Raw genomic sequence first — 21,594 nt, 5'->3', positions numbered from 1 at the left:
CTTTGCCGGGGAGAGGCCGGGCCGGGCTTAGAATGCGGTGGCAAGGACATAGACGCCGGCAAGCAGCAGGAGCCCGCCAGTGGAGTTAGCAAACAGGCGCGGGTTGCGGACATGCTTTTCCGCCAGCACATAAAGCGCAAGCCCGGCAATCCAGTAGAGGTTCATGATGCCGCCGGCAAACAGCAGCAGCATCAACGCCCAGCAGCAGCCGAGGCAAAAAACGCCGTGATGGGCGCCCATCAGTACAGCACCATCCAAACCTGTGCGGTTATGCGCGGTCAGAAATTGTACCGGCATCCGGCAATGAAATAGGCAGGCGTGCTTGTAGGGGGTAAACTGATAGGCGCCCGCCGCCAGCAACAACGCACCGCCAAGCGCGCGACTGCTAAGCGACATCATGGGACCATCAGAGAGGCCCCACGATTCCAGCCACCATTGCAAGCTGGTGGCGATGATTGAAAAAACGGCCCAGGCCAGCAGATAACCGCCAAGAAACGCCAGACTCAGCAGCGGTGCCTGCTGCGGCCTGGAGCCGGCTTTCTTGATGGCCGTGTAGAGCAGCAGCACAGGCGCGGCACTGGGAGTCATCATGGCGACCATCATGATCCACCACATCAGGAAGATCAGCCCGGTATAGGCAGGCGTCCAGGCATCGTTCGCGCCCATCTGCATCGGTGCGCCAATCGGTCCGGCCATCCGTGTCATTTCTACCGCGGTCATGGTCATGCCAACGCCAAAAACAGTGTAAAACACGCTAAGCAGCACGATCAGGGCCACGGCGCCCAGCACCACTGCCTGGTCGTGGCGCGCCAACCGTTCCGCTGTTCCCTTTATGCGCAGCACCGGTGCCATGGCCGTCTCAGGCCGCGCGCTCAACGCCTCTGCCGGTCAGGTGCAGCTCGGCGATATGGGCGTGGGTTGCGCTGTTCTTGTCCAGGCTGATCGCTGCGTTGCGTGTCACGGTCGAACCGCTGGCCATGGCAGCCTCGGTGAACTCGAAGCCTTTCGGCAGCGCGATGCTGACGAAATGCGGATCCCCGGAAACGATATTGGCGATCGGCTGCACTTTGGTTTCGGCGTAATCGCCAACCTTGGCCGACCCGGTGCCGGTTTCGCGATCATAGTCCAACGAGATCGCGGCATGCAGCGTTTCGTGCTTGGTCGGGCTTGTCAGGCTGAACACATAGAACATGGTAGCGAATTCATCGGTGTCTTCGCCTGTCATGATCGCCTCCAGCGCGGCCCGCTGATCCGCGGTGGCGCGTTCGTCGATGATCATCTGCATCTGGCCGTTGCCCTCGTGCACGGCGCCCGGCCATTTATAGATCACCGCCGCATAAAGCCCGTCCAGCTGGACGCTGCCGTAATGCCCCTTGTCGATACGGTAGGTCAGCATGGCTTCGCAAGTGCCGTCCGTGGGCAGCTGTGAGAACTGGCACGGACACCCCGGATTGCAATTGCAGTTGCCGATTTCCTGTCCGTGAATGGCCCAATCTGTCATAGCAGCGCCTCCAGCCTTTTGCAGTCAAACAAAACTGCCCGATGACTTCATGTTGGCCTGCAAAGCAAAAACAGCTGCACTCAGAAACAGAACATTATTTGCGGCTGGACCCGCCGCATTTCCCCGGTCCCGTCAAACTATCACAAAATGTCGAAGGCAGAAAAGAAAAAGCCCCCGCCCGGAACCGGGCAGGGGCGTATGACATAGTAAAAGATTACGGGATCAGTTGCCGGCGCTTTCCATCTTGCGGTGGGCGATCACCTCTTCCAGCCAGCCCAGCTTCATCTCGGGGACGGAACTCAGCAGCAAGTCGGTGTAATCGTCAAATGGCGGGCTCAGCACTTTAGACTTGCCGCCGTAGCGCTGCACCTTGCCCTGGTACATCACCGCGATGTTGTCGGAGATGGCGCGCACGGTTGCCAGATCGTGGGTGATGAACAGATAGGCCACATCCTCGATCTTCTGCAGGTCCAGCAGCAGCTTCAGGATGCCGTCCGCCACCAGCGGGTCCAGCGCCGAGGTGACCTCGTCGCAGATGATCATCTTGGGCTTGGCCGCCAGCGAACGGGCAATGCAGACACGCTGCTTCTGGCCGCCCGACAGCTCCGCCGGATAACGGTCCATGAATTTTTCGCCCAGCTCGATCTCGTCGAGCAGTTCGATGATCCGCTTCTTCTTTTCCGCGCCGCGGATGCCAAAGTAGAACTCCAGCGGGCGGCCGATGATGGTGCCAACGGTCTGGCGCGGGTTCATCGCCACATCCGCCATCTGGTAGATCATCTGCAGCTCGCGCAAGTCCTCGCGGCTGCGCCCTTTGAGGTCGCCCGACAGGGTGCGGCCTGCGAATTCGATCTCACCCTCGCGCGGGGCAGAAGCCCGGTGATGACACGGGCCAGGGTGGATTTGCCGGAACCGGATTCGCCCACCACCGCCAGCGTCTGGCCGGGATAGAGATCAACATTCACATTGTGCAGCACGTCGAACTGGGTGCCCTTATAGCGCGCGGTGATGTTCCTCACGCTCAGCACCGGATCGGGCGTCGGGGCCTTTTCCTCGTGTTCGATGGAGCGGACCGAGACCAGCGCCTGGGTGTACTCCTCCTGCGGGTTGTTGATGATCTGGTCAACGGGGCCGTATTCCACGGTGTTGCCCATCTTCAGTACCATGATGTCGTCGCTCACCTGCGCCACAACCGCCAGGTCGTGGGTGATGTACAGCGCGGCAACGCCGGTGTCGCGGATCGCTTCCTTGATCGCCATCAGCACGTCGATCTGGGTGGTCACGTCAAGCGCGGTTGTCGGCTCGTCGAACACCACCAGATCCGGTTCCGGGCACAGTGCCAGCGCGGTCATGCAACGCTGCAGCTGGCCGCCCGACACCTGGTGCGGGTAGCGTTCGCCGATATTGTCCGGATCCGGCAGGCCCAGCTTGGCGAACAGGGCGCGCGCGCGGGCCTCGGCGTCCTTGCGGGAGAACTTCTTCTGCTCCACCGCGGCCTCGACCACCTGGTCCATGATCTTCTTGGCCGGGTTGAAGGAGGCTGCCGCCGATTGCGACACATAGGTCACTTCGGCACCGCGCAGGCGCCGGATGTCCTTGTGACCGCCCTTGAGGATGTCGCGGCCGTTGACCCAGACCTCGCCGCCGGTGATCTGCACGCCGCCGCGGCCATAGGCCATGGACGCGAGACCGATGGTCGATTTGCCGGCACCGGATTCACCGATCAGCCCCAGCACCTTTCCGGGCGCAAGATCAAAGCTGACCCCGTGCACGATCTCGATATCGCGGGGGCGTTCGCCCGGCGGGTAGATGGTCGCGCCGATTTTCAGGTCGCGGACTTTCAACAGGGCATCGCTCATCCGCGGCCTCCTTTCAGCGATGTTGTCCGGTTCAGCACCCAGTCAGCAACAAGGTTGACCGAGATCGCCAGAGTGGCGATGGCAAAGGCCGGGATCAGGGCTGCGGGAATTCCGTAGACGATGCCCTCCTTGTTTTCTTTCACGATGCCGCCCCAGTCAGCCTCAGGCGGCTGCACGCCCAGGCCCAGGAAGGACAGGGTTGAGACAAACAGCACCGCAAAAATGAACCGCAGGCCCATTTCGGCAATCAAAGGCGACAACGCGTTGGGCAGGATTTCGCGGAAGATGATCCAGGCGGTTTTCTCGCCGCGCAGGCGGGCCGCCTCGACGTAGTCCATCACCTCGATATCGACCGCCACGGCACGGGCCAAGCGGTAGACGCGGGTGGCGTCCAGCAGGCCCATCACCAGGATCAGCATCGGAATGGTGACCGGCGCAACCGACAGCACCACCAGGGCGAAGATCAGGGTGGGGATCGACATCACCAGATCAACGAAGCGCGACAGCGCCTGGTCAACCCAGCCGCCGGCAACGGCGGCAAAGAAACCGAGGATAGAGCCCAGGGTGAACGACAAGACGGTTGCTGCTGTGGCGATGAAGATGGTGGTGCGGCCGCCATAGATCATCCGGCTGAGCAGATCGCGGCCGATATTGTCGGTGCCTAGCAGGTATTCGGCGCTGGACGGTTCCCAGACATCGCCGACCACCTCGCCGACACCAAAAGGTGCCAGCAGCGGGGCAAAGATTGCGGCCAGAAAGTAAAGGGCAGTGAAGAACAGCCCGATGAGTGCGGAAATGGGGATGTTCTTCATTTCGGGTGCCTCAGACGCGGGTTGCTCAGGATGGCGACGACATCGGCAATCATGTTGAGACCGATATAAACGGCGGCAAAGATCAGGCCGCAAGCCTGGACAACTGGCACGTCACGCTTTGACACGTGGTCGACCAGATACTGGCCCATGCCGGGATAGACAAAGACCACCTCGATCACCACAACGCCCACAACCAGATAGGCGAGGTTCAGCATCACGACGTTAACGATCGGTGCAATCGCATTGGGGAAGGCATGGCGGTAGATCACCTGAAAGGCGTTGAGGCCCTTCAGCTCAGCCGTTTCAATATAGGCCGACTGCATCACGTTCAGGATCGCAGCACGGGTCATCCGCATCATATGCGCCAGGACAACCAGCGTCAGCACGGTGATCGGCAGGGCGATGGCGTTCAGCTTTTCAAACAGGGTCATGCCGTCATTGATCATGGCGACCGACGGGAACCAGCGCAGTTTCACTGCGACCACGTACATCAGCACATAGCCGATCAGGAATTCGGGGATCGAGATCGAGGCCAGGGTGACGGCCGAAATCAGTTTGTCGGGCCAGCGGTCTTTGAACCGCACGGCAAGCAGGCCCAGGAAAATCGCCAGCGGAACAGCGACCACAGCGGCCCAGAACGCCAGGAACATGGTGTTCCAGAAACGGCCGGCCAGCGCAGAGGTGATGTCCTGGCCACTGGTCAGTGCAGTGCCGAGATCACCCTGCATGGCACCGAACAGCCAGGCGAAATAGCGCCCCACAGGCGGATCATTGACGCCCAGTTCGGCCCGCAGGTTGGCAAGAGCCTCCGGTGTTGCTGATTGCCCCAGGATCGATTGGGCAACATCGCCAGGCAGCACGATCGTGCCCGCAAAGATCACTACCGAGATAAGCAGCAAAAGAAGGAGGCTCAGCGCGATGCGCTGAGCCAGGAGTTTTACAATCGGGGACATTTAAGCTTTGACCCACAGCTTGCTGGCAGCATAGCCGTTCATCAGAACTTGGCCCGGGACACCTTCGACGAAACCGTCGACCTTGTCGGTTGTTGCCTCGACGAAGTCATTGAACATCGGGCAGATCAGGCCGCCCTGGTCGCGCAGGATTGTCGACATGTCGGCATACATCTGGGTACGCTTGGCGACGTCCAGTTCACCGCGGGCTGCAACCAGCATCTGGTCGAACTGTTCGTTGTTGAAACGGGTGTCGTTCCAGTCCGCGGTCGACAGGTAGGCGGTTGTGAACATCTGGTCCTGGGTCGGGCGGCCGCCCCAGTAGCTGGTGCAGAAGGGCTGATTGTTCCAGACTTCCGACCAGTAACCGTCGTTCGGCTCACGCTTGACGTCCAGCTTGATGCCGGCGCTTTGACAGGACTGCTGGAACAGTGCGGAAGCATCCGGTGCGCCGGGGAACGAATTGTCCGAGGTGCGTAGCAGTACCGAGCCGTCATGGCCGGATTTCTTCATGTGGAACATCGCTTTGTCCGGATCGAACTGACGCTGCTCCAGCTCGGTGTACATCGGATATGAAGCATTAATCGGGCTGTCATTGCCCACCGTGCCGTAGCCGTTCAGGATCTTGTCGACCATTTCCTCGCGGTTGATCCCGTACTTCAGCGCCATGCGCAGGTCGTAGTTGTCGAACGGCGCGGTATTGGTGTGCATGATGAACACATAGTGGCCGGCTGCGGAGGTTGAATGCACAGTGATGTTTGGCGCGCGGTCGACCAGTTTTGCAGTGCGCGGGGGCACCCGGTCGATCACATCCACCTGGCCGGACTGCAGCGCTGCGACACGGGCGGTGTCATCGTTGATGACGATGATTTCAACGGTCTCGGCATTGCCCAGATCACCCCAGTAGTTCGGGTTCTTCTCGGCCACGAAACGCACACCCATATCGGCGGACTTCATGATGTAGGGGCCGGTGCCTATGGCAGCCGCAGGATCGTCATTGCCGCCGCCCGGCTGAACGATCAGGTGATAGTCCGCCAGCAGATAGGGGAGGTCGGCGTTCGGGCTGTCGAGTTCAAAGACAACGGTATCGCCGTCTGCGCGTACGTCCTTGATGCCGCGCATGATGCCCAGGGCGCCGGACTTGGTGTCTTCGCCGCTGTGACGCTCCATGGTTTTGACCACATCATCAGCAGTGACGTTCTGGCCGTTGGAGTAGGTTACGCCGGAACGCAGCTTGAAGGTCCAGGTCTTGGCGTCGGATGAGGCTTCATAGCTCTCAGCCAGTTTGCCTTCGATGCCGCCGTCTTCGGTCAGCTCCACCAGGGTTTCACCCCACAGGCGGGTGACCATGAGGCCAACCGTGTTGGTGACCAGCGCGGGGTCCAGGCTGTCGGTGGTGGAGCCACCCTGCAAACCAAGGCGCAAAGTGCCGCCTTTTTGCGGGCCGGCGGCCTTGGCTGCACCGGACAGCAGCAGGTTTGCGGACACAGCGGTAAAGCCCAGTGCAGCGGCTTTGCCCAGGAAGTCACGGCGCGTCAGTTTGCCTGCCACGGCCTGACTGGCCAGATACTGCATATGCTTGTTCATTGATTTCTCCCGATTGATTGCGGTGCTGCAAACACCCGTTTTTTGATTGGTGGTTCAAGATTTGCGCATTTACTGCCACCTCGCAAGCGTTATTCGCCAAACCCTTGGCAGGGGGGAACGAGCACTTGCGAGGCTGGATAAGGGGGTGTCGTCTTTTTCAGGTAAGGTGCCGTTTTCAGGGGTAATGTCGCGTGTAAATCAAAAAAACATCCGGAATGCGACAAGAAATTTTTGTGCTCCGGAATGACGGAATTTTTATGAATCTGCCACGATCGCGCACGCCACCGGGTTTGAATTCGAAGAGAATCGATGCTTTGAGGTCGAAAAACGTCTTCTGCACCGCAAAAGACCAATTCCTGACCTTTTCCCGCAGCGGCAGGCGGGATCGTCCGGGCCAATCCCTAAGAACGGTTTGCGGCATGCCAGAAGGCAGCCTGTTGACGCCGGATCAAAGCTGTTCTGTGTCCATCCAGACTGTCACCGGGCCGTCATTCAGCAGCCGGACCTTCATGTCGGCACCGAACTGTCCTTTTGCAATTTTCAAACCTAGCCGGGACAATTGCTCCGCAAAATACTCATACAGCCGTTCGCCTTCGGCAGGCGTAGCAGCAGTGGAAAACCCCGGACGGTTGCCGCGGCGGGTGTCGGCGGCCAGGGTGAATTGGCTGACCACCAGCGCACTGCCGCCGGTATCCAGCACCGAGCGGTTCATCTTGCCGGCCTCGTCCTTGAAGATCCGCAGCTTGGAGATTTTGGCTGCCAGCTGATCCGCCTGCGCCTCGCTGTCGCCGTCCATGGCGCAGATCAGGATCAGCAAGCCTGCGCCGATTTCGCCGATGGCCGTGCCCTCAACGGTGACCGAGGCCTCGCTGACCCGCTGTATCAATGCCCGCATGACTGCTCCTTGTGCTGAATAGTTCCGGCCGCTGCGCCGTCTGTCCGCCGGTCTGCAAGAACTCTAGCCCCTTTGCAATGCAGAGGCGGGGTGACAGGCAGTAATCATCCGGTGCGGGGCCGGGTTTTTGCGGCGGATCAAGGCGCCGCCGCGGCGCCAATGGTAAAATGGGATGTAAGCAGAAAGGAGGCTGAACAATGGTGGAAAAAACCGAACATGGCGGCTTTTGGCCGTCGCTGTATGATCCCTTCCGCGGTTTTGGCGCCCGGCTGGCCGATTGGCTGAATCCGGCCGCTGAAGCGTCCTCGGGCAAAGAGGCCTATGATATCGCGATGGAACTTCCGGGTGTCGCGCTGGAGGATCTGGAACTGACGGTGGACAATGGCGTGCTGACGATACGCGGCGAAAAGAAGACGCAGACCGAAAAGACCGGTGACACCTGGTACTTCAGCGAACGTCAGTATGGAGCCTTCCGCCGCTCGTTCCGGCTGCCGGAGGATGCGGACGGGCAGGCGGCCTCGGCCCGGATGGAGGATGGCGTGCTGCACATAGCGGTGCCGAAGAAGGCACTGGAACAGACCGAAACGGCCCGCAGGATCGAGATCAGCAAGGGCTGACAGAGAGGCCGGCCTTGGTTCCTGTGCAGATCCGGGGAAAGGAACCGGCCGGTTCAGGAAGGGGGCGATTGCGCCCCCTTCCGTTTTGGAGCAGTCACTATTGCTGACTGGCCAGCAGCGCGATCCCTGCGCCGGCCAGCAGGGCCAGCAGCACGGCAAAGGCTATTTTCCAAGCCGAGTATGGCCGCTCGCCCTGTACGCGCCCGGATTGCCCGTTGACCACAAAGCGATAAGTTTTGCCACGGTATTTATAGGCCGCCAGCCAGACCGGCAGCAGGATGTGTTTGAACGTCACTTCCGACACCTGGGTGTCGATACTGCTGATCCGCTGGCGGTCGCCGCCGATGTCAAAACGCACATCGCGTTCAATCACCCGGTCCATCTTCTGGCCTGCCTCGGCAAAGCCGGTTTCCAGATCCACGGTGTAAGCCTCGGCCCGGAAACCCGCCAGGTATTGCGGCTGGTATGGTTCCAGCTGAGACAGATCCCAGGGTTCCAGCGCCTCGGTATAGCGTTTGGGCAAGCTGTTGGAGGCCAGTACCAGCACATCGTCAAAGAACCGCTGCACCCGGCCTGACACCGGCGTCCAGCGTACCTTGGACACCTTCCGGGTCCTGGTCTCGCCATCCTGCTGGTAGGTCTCGGTCACGTAATAAACCGTGCCGCGCTGACCGGAATAGCGGCTGCGGGTCTGGGCGTCATAGGTCCAGTAGGGCACATAGATACCCTGCATCCGCCGCCCCTTGCGGGCGTATTCCCTCAGGCCGCTGGGCGCAAACCACAGGCCGCCCAGCCAGTCGGTCATTGCCTTATGCGCGGCGCGTTCGGGCATTGCAAAGGGCAGCACGCCCTTGGGTTTGATATGCCTGCTTTCGCCGGTTCCAGTGACCACCGGTGTGGCGCAGAACGGGCATTCCTTGGCATGGGTATCGGGGTCAAACTCAACCTGTGCTGCGCAATTGGGGCAGGTGGAAACACGGGTCACTTCGATCTCCGCCTCTGGCAGCCGGTCTGCGGCGGCGGCGGCGAAGTCCAGTTCCTGAAGCGCAGTCCCTCTCCATGGCCCGCTGCGGATGCTTTCGGAATGCCCGCAGTGGCCGCAGGTCAGGGTGCCCGCGGCCGGGTCATAGGAGTAATCCGCACCGCATTGTTCACAAGGGAAGCGATGAGTTTCTTCCTCGGCGGCGGGCATGGTTTCAGCGGGCGGCGGCGGGGGCATCGTCACTTGCGGCAACCTGTCAGGTAAGGGGTCAGGGGATGGGGCGGGCAGCAAACCGATTGGGGGTTGCTGCCCCGGCGCGGCGTTATCCGGCAGGCGGCGGGGGAGGCGGCGGCAGGATGGTGAACAGCTGCGCCAGCTCCATCACATCGCCGGCCCGCTTCCAGCCATCCTGGCCCGGGGTCCAGACATGGCTTTCCCGCGTCAGCGTGCCGTCCTGCGCCATCCGCCCCATTCTTGCCTTTGAGTAGGGGCCGGAGGTCTGTCCGTCCGCTGCAATGTGCCAGACATGCTCGACCGGCGGCGGGGGCGGGGCAACAGGTGCGGCCTGCGGGGCTGCGGCAGGCGCTGCCGGTGCGGCTGCAGCGGGGCGGGGCGGGCGCCCCAGGGGCCTGCGGGCTGACCCGCTGCCCCGTTGCCGAACTGGTTGCCCATCTGCTGGGCCATCGCGAACCCCATGCCCATTCCCATGCCGCCGCCCATGCCGCTGTTCGGGGTTTGCGCTGCAGCGGTCATTGCCTCAGCTGCGGAAAATTGCGTGTACCGGCCCAGATCACCCAAAACGCCCATCTGGGTGCGCTTGTCCATCGCTTCTTCCACCGCCGGCGGCAGCGAGATGTTTTCGATGTACAGTTCAGGTATCATCAGGCCGTATTCGGCGATTGTGCCGGAGATCTCTGCCGCCACCAGTTTGCCCAGGTCCGCGGTATTGGCGGCCATATCCAGCACCGGAATGCCGGAGCCAGCGATGACGCGGGAGAACTCCTGAACGATGATGTTGCGGATCTGATAGGAAATCTCGTCCATGGTGAATTCACCATCGGTGCCGACGATTTCGGTCAGGAACCGCGCCGGGTCAGCGACCCGCACGGTATAGCTGCCAAAGGCCCGCAGCCGCACCGGGCCGAATTCCGGGTCGCGGCAGATGATCGGATTCTTGGTCCCCCATTTCAGGTCGCTGAACCGGGTGGTGTCGACAAAATAGACTTCCGATTTAAACGGCGACTGGAACGCGTGGTCCCAGTGCTGCAGCGTTGTCATCACCGGCATGTTGTTGGTCTCAAGCATGTAAAGACCGGGTGTGAACACATCCGCCAGCTGACCCTCATGCACAAACACCGCCGCCTGGCCCTCGCGCACCGTCAGCTTGGCGCCGTATTTGATCTCATGGCCCTCGCGCTCAAACCGCCAGACCATGGTGTCATGGGTGTCATCCACCCAATGGATGACGTCAATGAATTCGCCTTTGAGAAAATCAAAAATACCCATCTGTCAGGTCCTCTTTCTTTGCTGGCCTACAGTTCCTGGCCCATCGCCTCGCGGGCGAGAATGCGGATCACCGGGCGGGCCTCGTCGGCGCCCATCCCTGTTTTCAGTCTTGGATCATACAGCATCTGCAGCAGTTTTTCGTCAAAGCTGGTCAGCAGCGCAAATTCATCGTCGTCGTTAAAGATCGAGGGCCGCGCCCGCGGGCTGTCATTCCTGAGACCGAGCCCTTGCGCGACTTCCTCATGCACGCAGCTTTTGCGCACCAGATCGGGATGTTCGGCGCGGATCAGCGCCACGCCGCGGGTATAGGACAGGGGGTCGCTTTGCGGCCCGCCGGCAACCACAAGGCAGTAAAAACTGCGGGGCGGGGCAGCCAGCAGCGACAGGTCTTTGGCGCTGATCGAAGGCAGCAGCTCGCGCACCCGCTCAGCGACAAATGCGCTGTCATCAAGGCTGGCAAAGATCACGTGAAAGTTCGCCCGGGACGCCACCGTGCTGACCGGATGGCTGGTAATCCGGGCCAGCCGTGCGGCATAGGCGGTGACTGTTTCCTTGTCCGCCGCCCGCTGGACCGCCGGCACCGAGGGGCCGAATTCGGCTGCGATCCGCACCGGCCCGGCCCAGCGGCCCAAGCCGCCGGAAATGCCCGATCCGCCGTATTCGTCATAAAACGCCAGTGCCTCGAAACTTTCGGCCAGGTCCTCGGCATCATAGGGCGTGTCCGGACCGCCGCCATCGGTGCGCAACAGCCCGCGGGTCAGCAAGTCGCGTTGCAGGGCATTGTAGTAATAGGCCAGCTGGGCGCTGTCGGCAGAGGGTTTGTAGACCGCAGGTTCAGGCACTGCGGGTCGGGCCTGCGGCACCAGTGATTCCGGCTGGGCAAAGGGCAGGCAGGCAGACAGGGCAGCCAGCCCGGCCAGGGCGGCTCCGCTCTTCCAGACGGCTTTTGTTGCCTGCACGCCTGCCACTCCGCTCAGGTCGGCACAGCGGTGCCGGCGTTGTCGCCGACCCCGTCGCGGCGCGACTTGGCAGAGGCCAGCGTATCGCGCAGCTCAGCTTCCATCTTCTGCAGATCGGCCTCGGCTGCGGCGCGTTTGGCCTTACCCTCGTCAGCGATCCGCAGGCTGTCCTGAATGGTGCCGATCAGGTCGGCATTGGCCTGTTTGACCGCTTCGATGTCAAAGACGCCGCGCTCCATCTCCTGCCGGATCATCTCGTTCGACTGGCGCAGATTGGCTGCGTTAGATTTCAGCAATTCGTTGGTCAGGTCATTGGCGTCGCGCACAGCGGCGGCGGCCTGGGCCGAACGCTGGATGGTCAGCGCCTGGGCCAGCTGCGTCTCCCACAGCGGTACGGTGTTGACGAGTGTCGAGTTGATTTTGGTGACCAGCGACTTGTCGTTCTCCTGCACCAGCCGGATCGAGGGCAGCGACTGCATCGTGACTTGGCGGGTCAGTTTCAGGTCATGCACCCGGCGCTCCAGGTCGTCGCGCGCGGCGCGCAGATCGCGCAGCTCCTGCGCCTTCATCACCTGGTCATCTTCGGGTGCTGCCTGCACTTCGGCTTCCTTTGCGGGGATGGCGGTCCCGTCCAGCTCAGCCAGCTTGGCCTCGCCCGCAGCGATGTACAGCGCCAGCTCGTCATAAAAGCTCAGCGTTTTTTCATAGAGCATATCGAGAGACTTAATGTCTTTCAGCAGGGTGTGCTCGTGTCCCAGCAGATCGTCGGTGACCTTGTCAATCTGCCCCTGCACGGTTTCATACCGCGCGGTGAATTTGGCAAAAGGGGCTGCCTTGCCCAGCAGGCGCTCCCAGAACGACGGCTTGCGGCGGATGTCCAGTTCGGACACTGAAAAGCCGCGGATGGTGGTCACGATATTGCGTAAGGAATCGCCCGCAGGCCCCACGTCCTTGTTACGCACATCGGCCAGCATCGCCTGGCTGATCGTCTGCAGTTCGCTTTGCGCGGCCGAGCCGAAATGAATGATCGAATTGGTGTCGCCCATGTCGATCTGATCCATCCGCACCCGGATCGCTTCGCTGGTGGGCGCGTCGGCCTGCGCCAGCGGCTGGATGTCTGCGGCAGGTTCGGGCAGTTCGATCGCCGTGACCTCATTGACCAGGGCCTCGGCTTGGGCGGCTTTCTGTTGCACGGCTTCGGACATGAACGGCTTCCTCGCTAATCAGTTTTGGTCCAGATGGACCCCTTCACGCTGCAAACGGTCGCGCAGCACATCAATTTCAATGGTCAGATCCGCACGGTCCTCGACCAGCATCTTGCGGGTGCGCGCGGCAAAATTCTGTTCCAGATCATCCAGCAGCGCCAGATAATCGGTGCGGGCCTGGGCGTCCTGGCTGCGGGCGTAGATATCGGCGAATTTCACCGTCGCGTCGCGGGCGCCCTGCAAATACACGGTCAGATACTTGCGCGCCGCGGTCAGGTCGCGCGGGTCTTCCTCGACCGTGCGGAACAGATCGCGGGCTACCGCCTGAAACTGCTCTACCCGGGCTTCGACCTGGCGGTCACGGGCGCGCAGAGCCGCGTCGGTCATCGCAGCAAGGCTCGCTTCCGCCTCGTCCACCGCACGGGCGACACGGGATTGCTGGAATTCATCGATGCCCTCGGCGCCTTTGTCCTGCAGCGGGTCGATTCCGAATGCGGTCAGGTAGAGGCCAAGCGTTGCGGCGCCATAGATAACTGCGGTCAGAACACCGGGTTCGGCCTTCCACGCCGCCAGTGCCGCGCCTGTGCCTGCCAGCAATGCGGCCAGGATCTTGCGGGGCAGGGCGGGTTTGCGGGCCACCTTACGGGCGGCAAAGGCGGCCTCGGCCTTCAGCCCTTCGCGCAGCAGGAAGGCGCCGCCGGTCCACAAGCCTGCGCCTGCCAGCCCCAGCGCCAGCCCTATTGCTCCGTCATTCAAGGACAAAAGCGTCAGGATCGCGGGCGGCACAAACATCAGGTTGGCGCGCATGCCAACAGGATCTACTTGCGCATTGCGAAAGGATTGCGCGGGCTTTGCGGGCTGCTGCGCGGGTTTTCCATCGGGGCTGTATTTGCCGCCGTAACGCTGTGCCATGGGATCAGCCCCCTACAATCCAGCCGGTGCTGAGGCCAAGCATCAGGATCAACAGGGCAGCATAGGCAAGTTTCTGCACGCAGGTCCCCCAGAACGGCCAGCAAAGATTAACTGATTGGAAATCTAGGGGATAGCTGGCGGTGTTGCTAGGGGGAAGTCTGCGGGAAATGGCTCAGCGGCGGGGATTCTTGCCGATCGGACGCTTTCCGCCCCCGCGCTGAGCGTCCCCGCCGCCGCGGGGGGCCGACGGCTTGCCGGGGGTTTGCCCGGTTTTCCTTGCGCTTTCTGCCCGGGTTTTCCACCCGGTTTGCCCATTGGTTTTCCTGCCGGTTTGCCGGCTGGTCTGCCCATCGGTTTGCCGCCAGGCTTGCCTGCGGGTTTGCTGCTGCGCGAACGGGTCGGTCGGGCTTCGGGCTGTTCTTCTTCCGGAGCAAGCCCCAATTGGTCGCGCACCACACGCGGGCGCAGCTCCTCGACTGCACCGGGTTTCAACTCGCCCAGCTGGAACGGGCCGTATGAAATCCGCAGCAGACGGTTCACGTTGAAGCCGATATCCTCCATCGCGCGGCGGATCTCGCGGTTCTTGCCTTCCCGCAGGCCCACGGTCAGCCAGGCATTGGCGCCCTGCTGGCGGTCCAAGGCAACGGTCATCGGCTGAAATCGCTCGCCCTCGATCACCAGGCCCTGGCGCAGCGGGGCAAAATCTTCGTCCTTGGGGCGGCCGTTGATCCGCACCCGGTAACGGCGCAGCCAGCCGGTCGAGGGCAGCTCCAGCTTGCGCTTGATGCCGCCGTCGTTGGTCAGCAGCAGCAAGCCTTCGGAGTTGATATCAAGCCGCCCGACCGTCATCACCCGCGGCATGTCTTCGGGCAGCTCGTCAAAGATCGTCGTGCGGCCCTTTTCGTCGCTGTTCGAGGTGACCAGTCCGATCGGCTTGTAGTACAGCCACATCCGCGGCGCTTCGGCCTCGGGCAGGGGCTTGCCATCGACGCTGATCCGGTCCGCCGCAGTCACGTTCAGCGCCGGGCTATCGATCTTCTCGCCGTTCACTGACACACGGCCCTCGGCGATCATCCGTTCAGCCTCCCGGCGCGAGGCGACGCCTGCGCGCGACAAAACCTTGGCGATGCGGTCGCCCTCGGGGCGGCGCCGCCGGCAGGGGCGGCGGCTGCAGCTTTGCGGGGCTGGGATTTCGGGCCGGGTTTGCCCTTGGGGGATGCGGGTGCTTTGCTCATGTGCGTGCCATAGAGCATTCCGCCGCCTTGCGAAAGCGCGCAATCGCGGGCAGGAAGGGGCATGGCATTCAAATCGCATATGGACAAGGCGCTGGAGCAGGCGCGTGCCGCGGCAGACCGCGGCGAGGTGCCGGTCGGCGCGGTGCTGATCGCACCGGACGGGCAGGTCGCGGCGCTGGCGGGCAACCGCACCCGCGAGCTGAGCGACCCAACCGCTCATGCCGAGATCCTGACGATCCGGGAGGCCTGTGCCGCGCTTGGGGGCGAACGGCTGACCGGCTTTGATCTCTATGTGACGCTGGAACCCTGCGCGATGTGTGCCGCCGCCATTGCCGCTGCCCGCATCCGCCGGGTTTATTACGGGGCTTCCGATCCCAAATCCGGCGGTGTTGCGCATGGCGCATGCGTGTTCTCCCATCCCCAGGCGCACCACGCGCCCGAAGTTTATGACGGCATCGCCGAAGGCGAGGCCAGCGCATTGCTCAAGGACTTCTTCGCAGGCAAACGCTAAGCAGGTAACGAAAATTTTCCGCCCGTCTTTTGGTGATTGCAAAATTAGGTCATTTGTCCCATTTAAGGTTTAGGTCATTTGTCCTAGGGGTTTGGATGGCGCAGGAAACAACCAGAGACCGGATTGCAGAAGCCGCCGATCAGCTGTTCTATGAACGCGGGTTCGAGGCGACGTCATTTGCGGACATCGCTGCTGCGGTTGGCATCTCGCGCGGAAATTTCTACTATCATTTCAAGGCCAAGGACGAGATCCTTGAAGCGGTGATCGCGCGCCGCATGGCCAGTACCCGCACCATGCTGAAGGATTGGCAGGCGGAGGTCAGCAGCCCCGGGCAGCGGATCGCCTGCTTTATCCGCATCCTGATTGCCAATCAGGCCAAGATCACCCTCTACGGCTGCCCGGTCGGCACGCTGGTGGCGGAACTGGGCAAACTGGACCACGCCGCCCGGGATCAGGCCAATGCCATTTTCACCCTGTTCCGCGATTGGCTGCGCCGCCAGTTCGAGGAGCTGGGCTGCGGCGAAGCGGCGGACGCCCTGGCCATGCACCTGCTGGCCCGCTGCCAGGGGCGGCAACGCTGGCGCAGGCGTTTGGCGACGTGGATTTCATCAATAGAGAAGTGGCGCTGATGCTGGATTGGCTCGGCGATCAGCTGCCAGGGGATCACCCCGCCTAACACTCATCACAGGAGACACGCATGTATTTTATTTTGCTTTCATTCGCGGCGCAGAAGGACCGCCTGGCCGAATTCCTGGAGGGCCACAAGGCCTGGCTGAAACAGGGGTTCGAGGACGGGGTGTTCCTTGCTGCCGGGTCCATGACCGATGGCGAAGGCGGCGCGATCCTCGCCGTGGGTGAAGGCGAAGAGGAACTGGCCGCCCGCGTCGCGCAGGATCCATTTGTGAGCGGCGGCGTGGTGGAGCCGGAAATCATCGGCGTGGCGCCCACCATGATGGACCCCCGGCTTGACTTCCTGCGGGGCGGGGAATGAGCAGCACCATCATCGCCGCCGACGGCCATCCCCGCTGCGCCTGGAGCGCCTCGGCGCCGGACTTCCTGCGTTACCACGACGAGGAATGGGGCTATCCGGTCGGCGACGACATCCGATTGTTCGAGAAGGTCTGCCTGGAAAGCTTCCAGTCCGGTCTCAGCTGGCGCACCATTCTGGACAAGCGCGAGAATTTCCGCGCCGCCTTTGCCGGTTTTGATTTCTATCAGATGGCCAAATTCGGCGAACGGGACGTGGAGCGCCTGCTGCAGGACAAGGGCATCATCCGTCACCGCGGCAAAATAGAAGCGGTGATCAACAACGCTGGCCGCGCCCAGGAACTGGTGGCTGAGGCCGGTTCGCTTGCGGCGTTTTTCTGGAGTTTCGAGCCAAGACCAGAAGATCTTCCGGAACCGCAGACCGCCTCAACCAGTCCCGATTCGGTGGCCCTGTCCAAGGCGCTGAAGAAACGCGGCTGGAAATTTGTCGGCCCCACCACGGCCTTTGCCTTCATGCAGGCAATGGGTTTGATCAATGACCACGCCCGCGGCTGTATCTGCCGGGAGAAAGCGGCTGAAGCGAGAAAGACCTTCACCGCGCCACGGCTGGAAACTTCTGACTGACGGCGTCTGTGTGAAGCGCAACCGCGCCGGGCCGCAGGCCCGGCGCCCGGCCCGACAGGTGCGGAACTGCAACGCAGATCCTGCGCCGGGCGGGAGTGCCCCGGTGCGTCCCAAAGTGGCTACAGTTCGATTGCTTTCATCACCTCCGGTTCAATGACCTCGACCCCGGCAGCCCCTCAATCAGATCCGATGCGTCCTGCTCCAGGATCGGGAAGGTTTTGTAATGGCAGGGGATCACCGTCTTGAAACTGAAATAGCGCTTGGCGGCATAGGCTGCTTGTTTCATGTCCATGGTGAAATGCCCGCCTGCAGACAGGATACCGATATCGGGTTTGTAGTAATCCCCCATCCAGTCCATGTCGGCCATGATCGCAGTGTCGCCGGACAGGTACACTGTCGTGCCCTCCGCCATCAGCATGTAGCCCACTTCCGAGCCGCCGGTGCGCAGGCCGTCCTGGGTGTTGAAGGTCGAGCTGTGCGAGGCAGGCACCATCGCAACCTTCACCCCATCCAGATCCACTGTGCCGCCCTTGTTAAAACCAATGGTCTCCACCCCTTCGGTTTCGCCCCACAGCCCCATCAGGTCGTATTGCCCTGCCACCGGCACCTCCAGCCGTCTTGCCAGCGGCAGCACATCCACCACATGATCGAAATGCACATGGGTCAGCAGGATATGGGTGGCGCCCGCAATTGCGGCCTCATGCCGGTCCTCCGGCAAAACCGGATTGCCGCTAAGCCAGGGGTCGACCAGCAGCACCCGGCCTGCGGCCTCAATGCGGAACGATCCGTGTCCCAGCCAAATGATCTTCATCTCAAATCTCCTCCCGTGGCTTTTGGCCGAAGCCTAACAGGCTTGCTGCGAAATGGAATTGAAGCCTGCGGATAATTTGCCCGCCTGCCGGGCTGGCCAGGCCAGGACGCAGCGAACGTCCCTTGCAGGCTTGCAGGCGGGGCGGTGCGGCGGTAAATGCCTCAGTAACACCAGATGAGGGTTCCCATGTCGATTGACCAAAGCACCGCCGCCAAGGTGGCCAAACTGGCCCGGATCAAGGTTGAAGACGCAGCACTTCCGGCGCTGGCGGACGAGTTCAACACGATCCTGGGCTTCATCGAACAGCTGAACGAAGTGGATGTGACCGGCGTCGAGCCGATGACCTCGGTCACCCCGCAGCGCCTCAAGCGCCGGGTGGATGAAGTCACCGACGGCAGCCAGCAGGACAAGGTGCTGGCCAATGCGCCCGATGCCCGCGAAGGCTTCTTCGCAGTGCCCAAAGTGGTGGAGTAAGAGACATGAGCGATCTGAACAAACTGGGCCTGGCAGAGGCCCGCGACGCGCTGCGCAAAGGCGATACCACCTCTGTTGAGCTGACCGAGGCCTGCCTCAAGGCGATTGACGCCGCAGATGCGCTGAACGTCTTTGTGCACAAGACCCCGGAGATAGCGCTGGACCGCGCCCAGGCGGCAGACGTGCGCATCAAGGCGGGGAATGCCCCTTCCATGTGCGGCCTGCCGGTCGGCATCAAGGATCTGTTCTGCACCAAAGGTGTGCCGTCGCAGGCCGCTTCGGGGATTCTGGAAGGCTTCAAGCCGGAATATGAATCCACTGTCTCGCAAAAACTGGCTGATGCCGGTTCCGTCATGCTGGGCAAGCTGAACATGGACGAATTTGCCATGGGTTCGTCCAACGAGACCTCGGTTTACGGCAATGCCGTCAGCCCCTGGCGCCGCGGCAATGATGACGCACAGCTGACGCCGGGCGGCTCCTCCGGCGGCTCGGCCTCGGCTGTGGCAGCAGACCTTTGCCTGGCAGCAACCGGCACCGACACCGGCGGCTCGATCCGCCAGCCCGCAGCGTTCACCGGAACTGTCGGCATCAAACCGACCTATGGCCGCTGCTCGCGCTGGGGCATTGTTGCCTTTGCCTCCTCGCTGGATCAGGCTGGCCCGATGACCAAATCGGTCCGCGATGCGGCGATCATGCTGGAAGCCATGTGCGGCTATGACCCCAAAGATTCGACCAGCGCCGAACTGGCGGTGCCGGATTTCGAGGCGATGCTGACCGGCGACATCAAGGGCAAGAAAATCGGTATCCCCAAGGAATACCGGATGGACGGCATGCCGGGCGAGATTGAAAAGCTGTGGTCCGATGGCGCCGAAATGCTGAAGGCCGCGGGCGCCGAGATCGTTGACATCTCGCTGCCCCACACCAAATACGCGCTGCCTGCCTATTATGTGATTGCCCCGGCTGAGGCGTCTTCGAACCTGGCCCGCTACGACGGTGTCCGCTATGGCCAGCGCGCCGCGCTGGAGGCTGGCGACGGCATCACCGAGATGTACGAAAAGACCCGCGCCGAAGGTTTCGGTCCCGAGGTGCAGCGCCGGGTGATGGTTGGCACCTATGTGCTGTCGGCAGGCTTTTATGACGCCTATTACAACCGCGCCCGCCGCGTCCGCACTCTGATCAAGAAAGATTTCGAGGACGTCTTTGCCGCTGGCGTCGATGCGATCCTGACCCCGGCAACCCCGTCGGCGGCCTTTGGTCTCGGCGAGATGACGGATGCGGACCCGGTGCAGATGTATCTGAACGACGTCTTTACCGTCACCGTGAACCTGGCAGGCCTGCCGGGGATTGCAGTGCCTGCGGGGCTGGATGCCCAAGGCCTGCCGCTGGGTCTGCAGCTGATCGGCAAGCCCTGGGATGAGGGTGATCTGCTGAACACTGCCTATGCGCTGGAGAATGCTGCAGGCTTTGTAGCCAAGCCGCAGCAATGGTGGTAATGCTCTGCTCAATGAGTTGAGCAGAACTGACAGGTAACCCCATGCGCGCATTCGCATCTTACGCCGCTGCAGGCAGCCTTCTGGTTATGGCTGCCTGTTCCCCTCAGGTCCCCGACAGTGCCGCAAACGTCGGCATTGACGGTGATCCGTTTGCACCGCCTCCCGCCGCAGGCGCCACAATTACAGGGGCTCCGCTGGTGCCGCCTGCGCGGGTCTCGACCGAACCCTATCAGGTAAGCCCGGCGCCGCGCAGCCCCGGCTCGATTGCGGCGGCAGGCACGTTCACCTCGTCTGTGCCGGCCGCTGGCAGCGATGCCGATATTGCCCGCGAAACGGCTGCGGCCCTTGCTGCCTCACAGTCGAATTCCGGGATCGCGCCGCTGCAGGCCAGCCCCTCCAACCCGGCGCCGCAGCCGGGCGGCAATGCCAGCATTTCGGATGAGAACGACTTCCAGGCGGTCTCCTCCCGTCAGTCGATCGAAAGCGATGCCGCCCGGCTGGAGCGCCAGCGGGCGCAATACCAGCAGGTGCAGCCGGTGGCAGTGCCGCAGAGGACCGATACTGCCAGTCCCAACATCGTGCGTTACGCGCTGAGCACCAGCAACCCCAAGGGTGCCCGTCTCTACAGCCGTGCGGGCATCAACCTGCAGGCCCGCAGCAAGCGCAACTGCGCCGAGTTTGCCTCACCTGATCAGGCCCAGACCGCCTTCCTCGACGCAGGCGGCCCGCAGCGGGACCGCAAGGCGCTGGACCCGGATGGCGACGGCTTTGCCTGCGGCTGGGACCCGGCACCGTACCGGCAGGCCGTTCAGAACTGATGGCGCCGGATCAGCGCGGGCCTGATCATCCGGGCGCCATCTGGCACCCGAGCCCGAATTCAGGGCCGCGCAGGGACGGTCTGACACCGTCCCTGATTGTGTTGCATTACACCGCGATGAAAAGCGCGCAGGCCGCACTGGAACGGCTCTGCGACCCGGTTGCGGAGGTTTCCGCCCACTACCTGATCGGATCGGACGGCACCCTCTGGCAACTGGTGGCCGAGGCTGACCGCGCCTGGCATGCCGGGGCAGGGGAGTGGTGCGGCCAGGCGGACATAAACTCCCGCTCCATCGGCATCGAACTGGATAATCGCGGCAATCACCCCTTCAGCGCACCGCAGATGGCCGCGCTTGAAGATCTGATGCAGGGTATCACGCAGCGCTGGTTTATCGCTCCGGCCGGGGTCATCGGCCATTCCTGCATGGCACCGGGGCGCAAGGCCGACCCGGGCCCGCGGTTCGACTGGGCCCGGCTGACCCGCCAGGGATTGGCTGAAGACACAGGGAGCGGCGAGAGGCCGCAAGCCTTTACGTTCGATCACTTCCGCAAGGCCGCCCGCAAGGCCGGCTTCACGGCGCCGGCAGATGACGAAGCGCTGCTGGCCGCTGTCCGCTTGCGTTTCCGGCCTTGGGCGCGCGGGCCGCTCTCGCCTGAGGATTTTATTCCGCTTGGCCGGGGCGGCCTCAGAACATGATGTATAGCGAGGCTCTGCCTCGCGCTCCGGGTTATTTCCGGCCAGATGAACAGGGGATCCTGTATTCTTCTGGCTGCCTATATCCTGGGGTGAATAGGCCGCGAGGCCAAGAGGGGCAAAGCCCCTGCCGTCTGCACTATCTGCTTGACGCCGCCCGCCGA

20 protein-coding genes and 3 pseudogenes are annotated in these 21,594 nt (G+C 62.4%); 9 read left to right on the top strand and 14 right to left on the bottom strand.

The window, feature by feature from the left end:
- Window positions 1-27 precede the first annotated feature (27 nt).
- The 7 genes and pseudogenes from ETW23_RS12740 to dtd form a co-directional block, all read right to left on the bottom strand.
- Window positions 28-777, bottom strand: coding sequence for a DUF2182 domain-containing protein (locus ETW23_RS12740; RefSeq protein ID WP_254695018.1), 750 nt, complete (start codon window positions 775-777; stop codon window positions 28-30).
- An 82-nt stretch (window positions 778-859) separates the two neighbouring features.
- Window positions 860-1,501 carry a DUF1326 domain-containing protein gene (locus tag ETW23_RS12735; RefSeq protein ID WP_129370361.1) on the bottom strand — a complete coding sequence of 214 codons (642 nt, stop codon included), beginning with the start codon at window positions 1,499-1,501 and terminating at the stop codon, window positions 860-862.
- Between the two features lie 222 nt (window positions 1,502-1,723).
- Window positions 1,724-3,360 (bottom strand): annotated as a pseudogene (locus tag ETW23_RS12730) (ABC transporter ATP-binding protein).
- Window positions 3,357-4,172 carry an ABC transporter permease gene (locus ETW23_RS12725; RefSeq protein ID WP_134830207.1) on the bottom strand — a complete coding sequence of 272 codons (816 nt, stop codon included), beginning with the start codon at window positions 4,170-4,172 and terminating at the stop codon, window positions 3,357-3,359. The pseudogene ETW23_RS12730 and the gene ETW23_RS12725 overlap by 4 nt, the downstream one beginning before the upstream one ends.
- Window positions 4,169-5,125, bottom strand: a complete 957-nt coding sequence (locus ETW23_RS12720; RefSeq protein ID WP_134830206.1) for an ABC transporter permease — start codon at window positions 5,123-5,125, stop codon at window positions 4,169-4,171. The genes ETW23_RS12725 and ETW23_RS12720 overlap by 4 nt, the downstream gene beginning before the upstream one ends.
- A complete protein-coding gene (locus tag ETW23_RS12715; protein WP_205879897.1) occupies window positions 5,126-6,709 on the bottom strand; it encodes an ABC transporter substrate-binding protein in 1,584 nt (527 codons plus the stop codon).
- Between the two features lie 448 nt (window positions 6,710-7,157).
- Window positions 7,158-7,604 carry a D-aminoacyl-tRNA deacylase gene (gene dtd, locus ETW23_RS12710; protein WP_129370366.1) on the bottom strand — a complete coding sequence of 149 codons (447 nt, stop codon included), beginning with the start codon at window positions 7,602-7,604 and terminating at the stop codon, window positions 7,158-7,160.
- A 197-nt stretch (window positions 7,605-7,801) separates the two neighbouring features.
- Here dtd and ETW23_RS12705 point away from each other — a divergent pair, with 197 nt between their 5' ends.
- Complete coding sequence (locus tag ETW23_RS12705) at window positions 7,802-8,221, top strand: Hsp20/alpha crystallin family protein (RefSeq protein WP_134830205.1); 420 nt, start codon at window positions 7,802-7,804, stop codon at window positions 8,219-8,221.
- Window positions 8,222-8,318: 97 nt separating this feature from the next.
- On the opposite strand, the gene ETW23_RS12700 is transcribed toward ETW23_RS12705, so the two are convergent.
- From ETW23_RS12700 to ETW23_RS12675, 6 genes and pseudogenes are all read right to left on the bottom strand, one after another.
- Complete coding sequence (locus ETW23_RS12700; RefSeq protein ID WP_134831314.1) at window positions 8,319-9,440, bottom strand: TFIIB-type zinc finger domain-containing protein; 1,122 nt, start codon at window positions 9,438-9,440, stop codon at window positions 8,319-8,321.
- 85 nt (window positions 9,441-9,525) lie between these two features.
- A pseudogene (locus ETW23_RS12695) lies at window positions 9,526-10,709 on the bottom strand (SPFH domain-containing protein).
- Between the two features lie 26 nt (window positions 10,710-10,735).
- Window positions 10,736-11,677 carry a DUF2927 domain-containing protein gene (locus tag ETW23_RS12690; protein ID WP_254695017.1) on the bottom strand — a complete coding sequence of 314 codons (942 nt, stop codon included), beginning with the start codon at window positions 11,675-11,677 and terminating at the stop codon, window positions 10,736-10,738.
- Window positions 11,678-11,682: 5 nt separating this feature from the next.
- Entirely contained in the window at window positions 11,683-12,873 is a 1,191-nt protein-coding gene (locus tag ETW23_RS12685; protein ID WP_134830204.1) for a toxic anion resistance protein, read from the bottom strand.
- Window positions 12,874-12,891: 18 nt separating this feature from the next.
- Entirely contained in the window at window positions 12,892-13,785 is an 894-nt protein-coding gene (locus ETW23_RS12680; RefSeq protein WP_134830203.1) for a 5-bromo-4-chloroindolyl phosphate hydrolysis family protein, read from the bottom strand.
- Window positions 13,786-13,908: 123 nt separating this feature from the next.
- Window positions 13,909-14,976, bottom strand: coding sequence for a pseudouridine synthase (locus ETW23_RS12675; RefSeq protein ID WP_254695207.1), 1,068 nt, complete (start codon window positions 14,974-14,976; stop codon window positions 13,909-13,911).
- Between the two features lie 105 nt (window positions 14,977-15,081).
- Between ETW23_RS12675 and ETW23_RS12670 the strand changes: the two genes are divergently transcribed.
- From ETW23_RS12670 to ETW23_RS12655, 4 genes are all read left to right on the top strand, one after another.
- The gene (locus tag ETW23_RS12670) at window positions 15,082-15,531 is read left to right on the top strand and encodes a nucleoside deaminase (protein WP_129370371.1); all 450 of its coding nucleotides are present in this window, start codon (window positions 15,082-15,084) and stop codon (window positions 15,529-15,531) included.
- 95 nt (window positions 15,532-15,626) lie between these two features.
- Window positions 15,627-16,160 carry a TetR/AcrR family transcriptional regulator gene (locus ETW23_RS12665; protein ID WP_254695016.1) on the top strand — a complete coding sequence of 178 codons (534 nt, stop codon included), beginning with the start codon at window positions 15,627-15,629 and terminating at the stop codon, window positions 16,158-16,160.
- Between the two features lie 68 nt (window positions 16,161-16,228).
- A complete protein-coding gene (locus ETW23_RS12660; protein ID WP_134830201.1) occupies window positions 16,229-16,522 on the top strand; it encodes a YciI family protein in 294 nt (97 codons plus the stop codon).
- The gene (locus ETW23_RS12655; RefSeq protein ID WP_134830200.1) at window positions 16,519-17,142 is read left to right on the top strand and encodes a DNA-3-methyladenine glycosylase I; all 624 of its coding nucleotides are present in this window, start codon (window positions 16,519-16,521) and stop codon (window positions 17,140-17,142) included. The genes ETW23_RS12660 and ETW23_RS12655 overlap by 4 nt, the downstream gene beginning before the upstream one ends.
- Before the next feature lie 119 nt (window positions 17,143-17,261).
- On the opposite strand, the pseudogene ETW23_RS12650 reads toward ETW23_RS12655, so the two are convergent.
- A pseudogene (locus ETW23_RS12650) lies at window positions 17,262-17,953 on the bottom strand (metal-dependent hydrolase).
- A gap of 186 nt (window positions 17,954-18,139) precedes the next feature.
- Between ETW23_RS12650 and gatC the strand changes: the two are divergent.
- Genes gatC through ETW23_RS12630 form a run of 4 tightly spaced genes read left to right on the top strand, consistent with a single transcriptional unit; the run spans window position 18,140 to window position 21,433 of the window.
- Window positions 18,140-18,427, top strand: coding sequence for an Asp-tRNA(Asn)/Glu-tRNA(Gln) amidotransferase subunit GatC (gene gatC, locus ETW23_RS12645; protein ID WP_129370376.1), 288 nt, complete (start codon window positions 18,140-18,142; stop codon window positions 18,425-18,427).
- Window positions 18,428-18,432: 5 nt separating this feature from the next.
- A complete protein-coding gene (gene gatA / locus ETW23_RS12640; protein WP_134830199.1) occupies window positions 18,433-19,920 on the top strand; it encodes an Asp-tRNA(Asn)/Glu-tRNA(Gln) amidotransferase subunit GatA in 1,488 nt (495 codons plus the stop codon).
- Window positions 19,921-19,961: 41 nt separating this feature from the next.
- Complete coding sequence (locus tag ETW23_RS12635; protein ID WP_134830198.1) at window positions 19,962-20,738, top strand: excalibur calcium-binding domain-containing protein; 777 nt, start codon at window positions 19,962-19,964, stop codon at window positions 20,736-20,738.
- Window positions 20,738-21,433: an N-acetylmuramoyl-L-alanine amidase gene (locus ETW23_RS12630; protein WP_134830197.1), complete on the top strand. Its 696-nt coding sequence runs from the start codon at window positions 20,738-20,740 to the stop codon at window positions 21,431-21,433. The genes ETW23_RS12635 and ETW23_RS12630 overlap by 1 nt, the downstream gene beginning before the upstream one ends.
- The last annotated feature ends 161 nt before the right edge of the window (window positions 21,434-21,594 follow it).

This window comes from Leisingera sp. NJS201 (assembly GCF_004535885.1).
Lineage (GTDB): Bacteria > Pseudomonadota > Alphaproteobacteria > Rhodobacterales > Rhodobacteraceae > Leisingera.
The sequence above is the reverse complement of the archived record's forward strand: the minus strand, read 5'-3'. Positions and strand labels throughout refer to the sequence as shown.

Coding starts and splice junctions, on each gene's coding strand:
- ETW23_RS12735 (WP_129370361.1), bottom strand. CDS start 1,501: ATGACAGATTGGGCCATTCACGGACAGGAAATCGGCAACTGCAATTGC.
- ETW23_RS12725 (WP_134830207.1), bottom strand. CDS start 4,172: ATGAAGAACATCCCCATTTCCGCACTCATCGGGCTGTTCTTCACTGCC.
- ETW23_RS12720 (WP_134830206.1), bottom strand. CDS start 5,125: ATGTCCCCGATTGTAAAACTCCTGGCTCAGCGCATCGCGCTGAGCCTC.
- ETW23_RS12715 (WP_205879897.1), bottom strand. CDS start 6,709: ATGAACAAGCATATGCAGTATCTGGCCAGTCAGGCCGTGGCAGGCAAA.
- dtd (WP_129370366.1), bottom strand. CDS start 7,604: ATGCGGGCATTGATACAGCGGGTCAGCGAGGCCTCGGTCACCGTTGAG.
- ETW23_RS12705 (WP_134830205.1), top strand. CDS start 7,802: ATGGTGGAAAAAACCGAACATGGCGGCTTTTGGCCGTCGCTGTATGAT.
- ETW23_RS12700 (WP_134831314.1), bottom strand. CDS start 9,440: ATGCCCCCGCCGCCGCCCGCTGAAACCATGCCCGCCGCCGAGGAAGAA.
- ETW23_RS12685 (WP_134830204.1), bottom strand. CDS start 12,873: ATGTCCGAAGCCGTGCAACAGAAAGCCGCCCAAGCCGAGGCCCTGGTC.
- ETW23_RS12680 (WP_134830203.1), bottom strand. CDS start 13,785: ATGGCACAGCGTTACGGCGGCAAATACAGCCCCGATGGAAAACCCGCG.
- ETW23_RS12670 (WP_129370371.1), top strand. CDS start 15,082: ATGGCATTCAAATCGCATATGGACAAGGCGCTGGAGCAGGCGCGTGCC.
- ETW23_RS12665 (WP_254695016.1), top strand. CDS start 15,627: ATGGCGCAGGAAACAACCAGAGACCGGATTGCAGAAGCCGCCGATCAG.
- ETW23_RS12660 (WP_134830201.1), top strand. CDS start 16,229: ATGTATTTTATTTTGCTTTCATTCGCGGCGCAGAAGGACCGCCTGGCC.
- ETW23_RS12655 (WP_134830200.1), top strand. CDS start 16,519: ATGAGCAGCACCATCATCGCCGCCGACGGCCATCCCCGCTGCGCCTGG.
- gatC (WP_129370376.1), top strand. CDS start 18,140: ATGTCGATTGACCAAAGCACCGCCGCCAAGGTGGCCAAACTGGCCCGG.
- gatA (WP_134830199.1), top strand. CDS start 18,433: ATGAGCGATCTGAACAAACTGGGCCTGGCAGAGGCCCGCGACGCGCTG.
- ETW23_RS12635 (WP_134830198.1), top strand. CDS start 19,962: ATGCGCGCATTCGCATCTTACGCCGCTGCAGGCAGCCTTCTGGTTATG.
- ETW23_RS12630 (WP_134830197.1), top strand. CDS start 20,738: ATGGCGCCGGATCAGCGCGGGCCTGATCATCCGGGCGCCATCTGGCAC.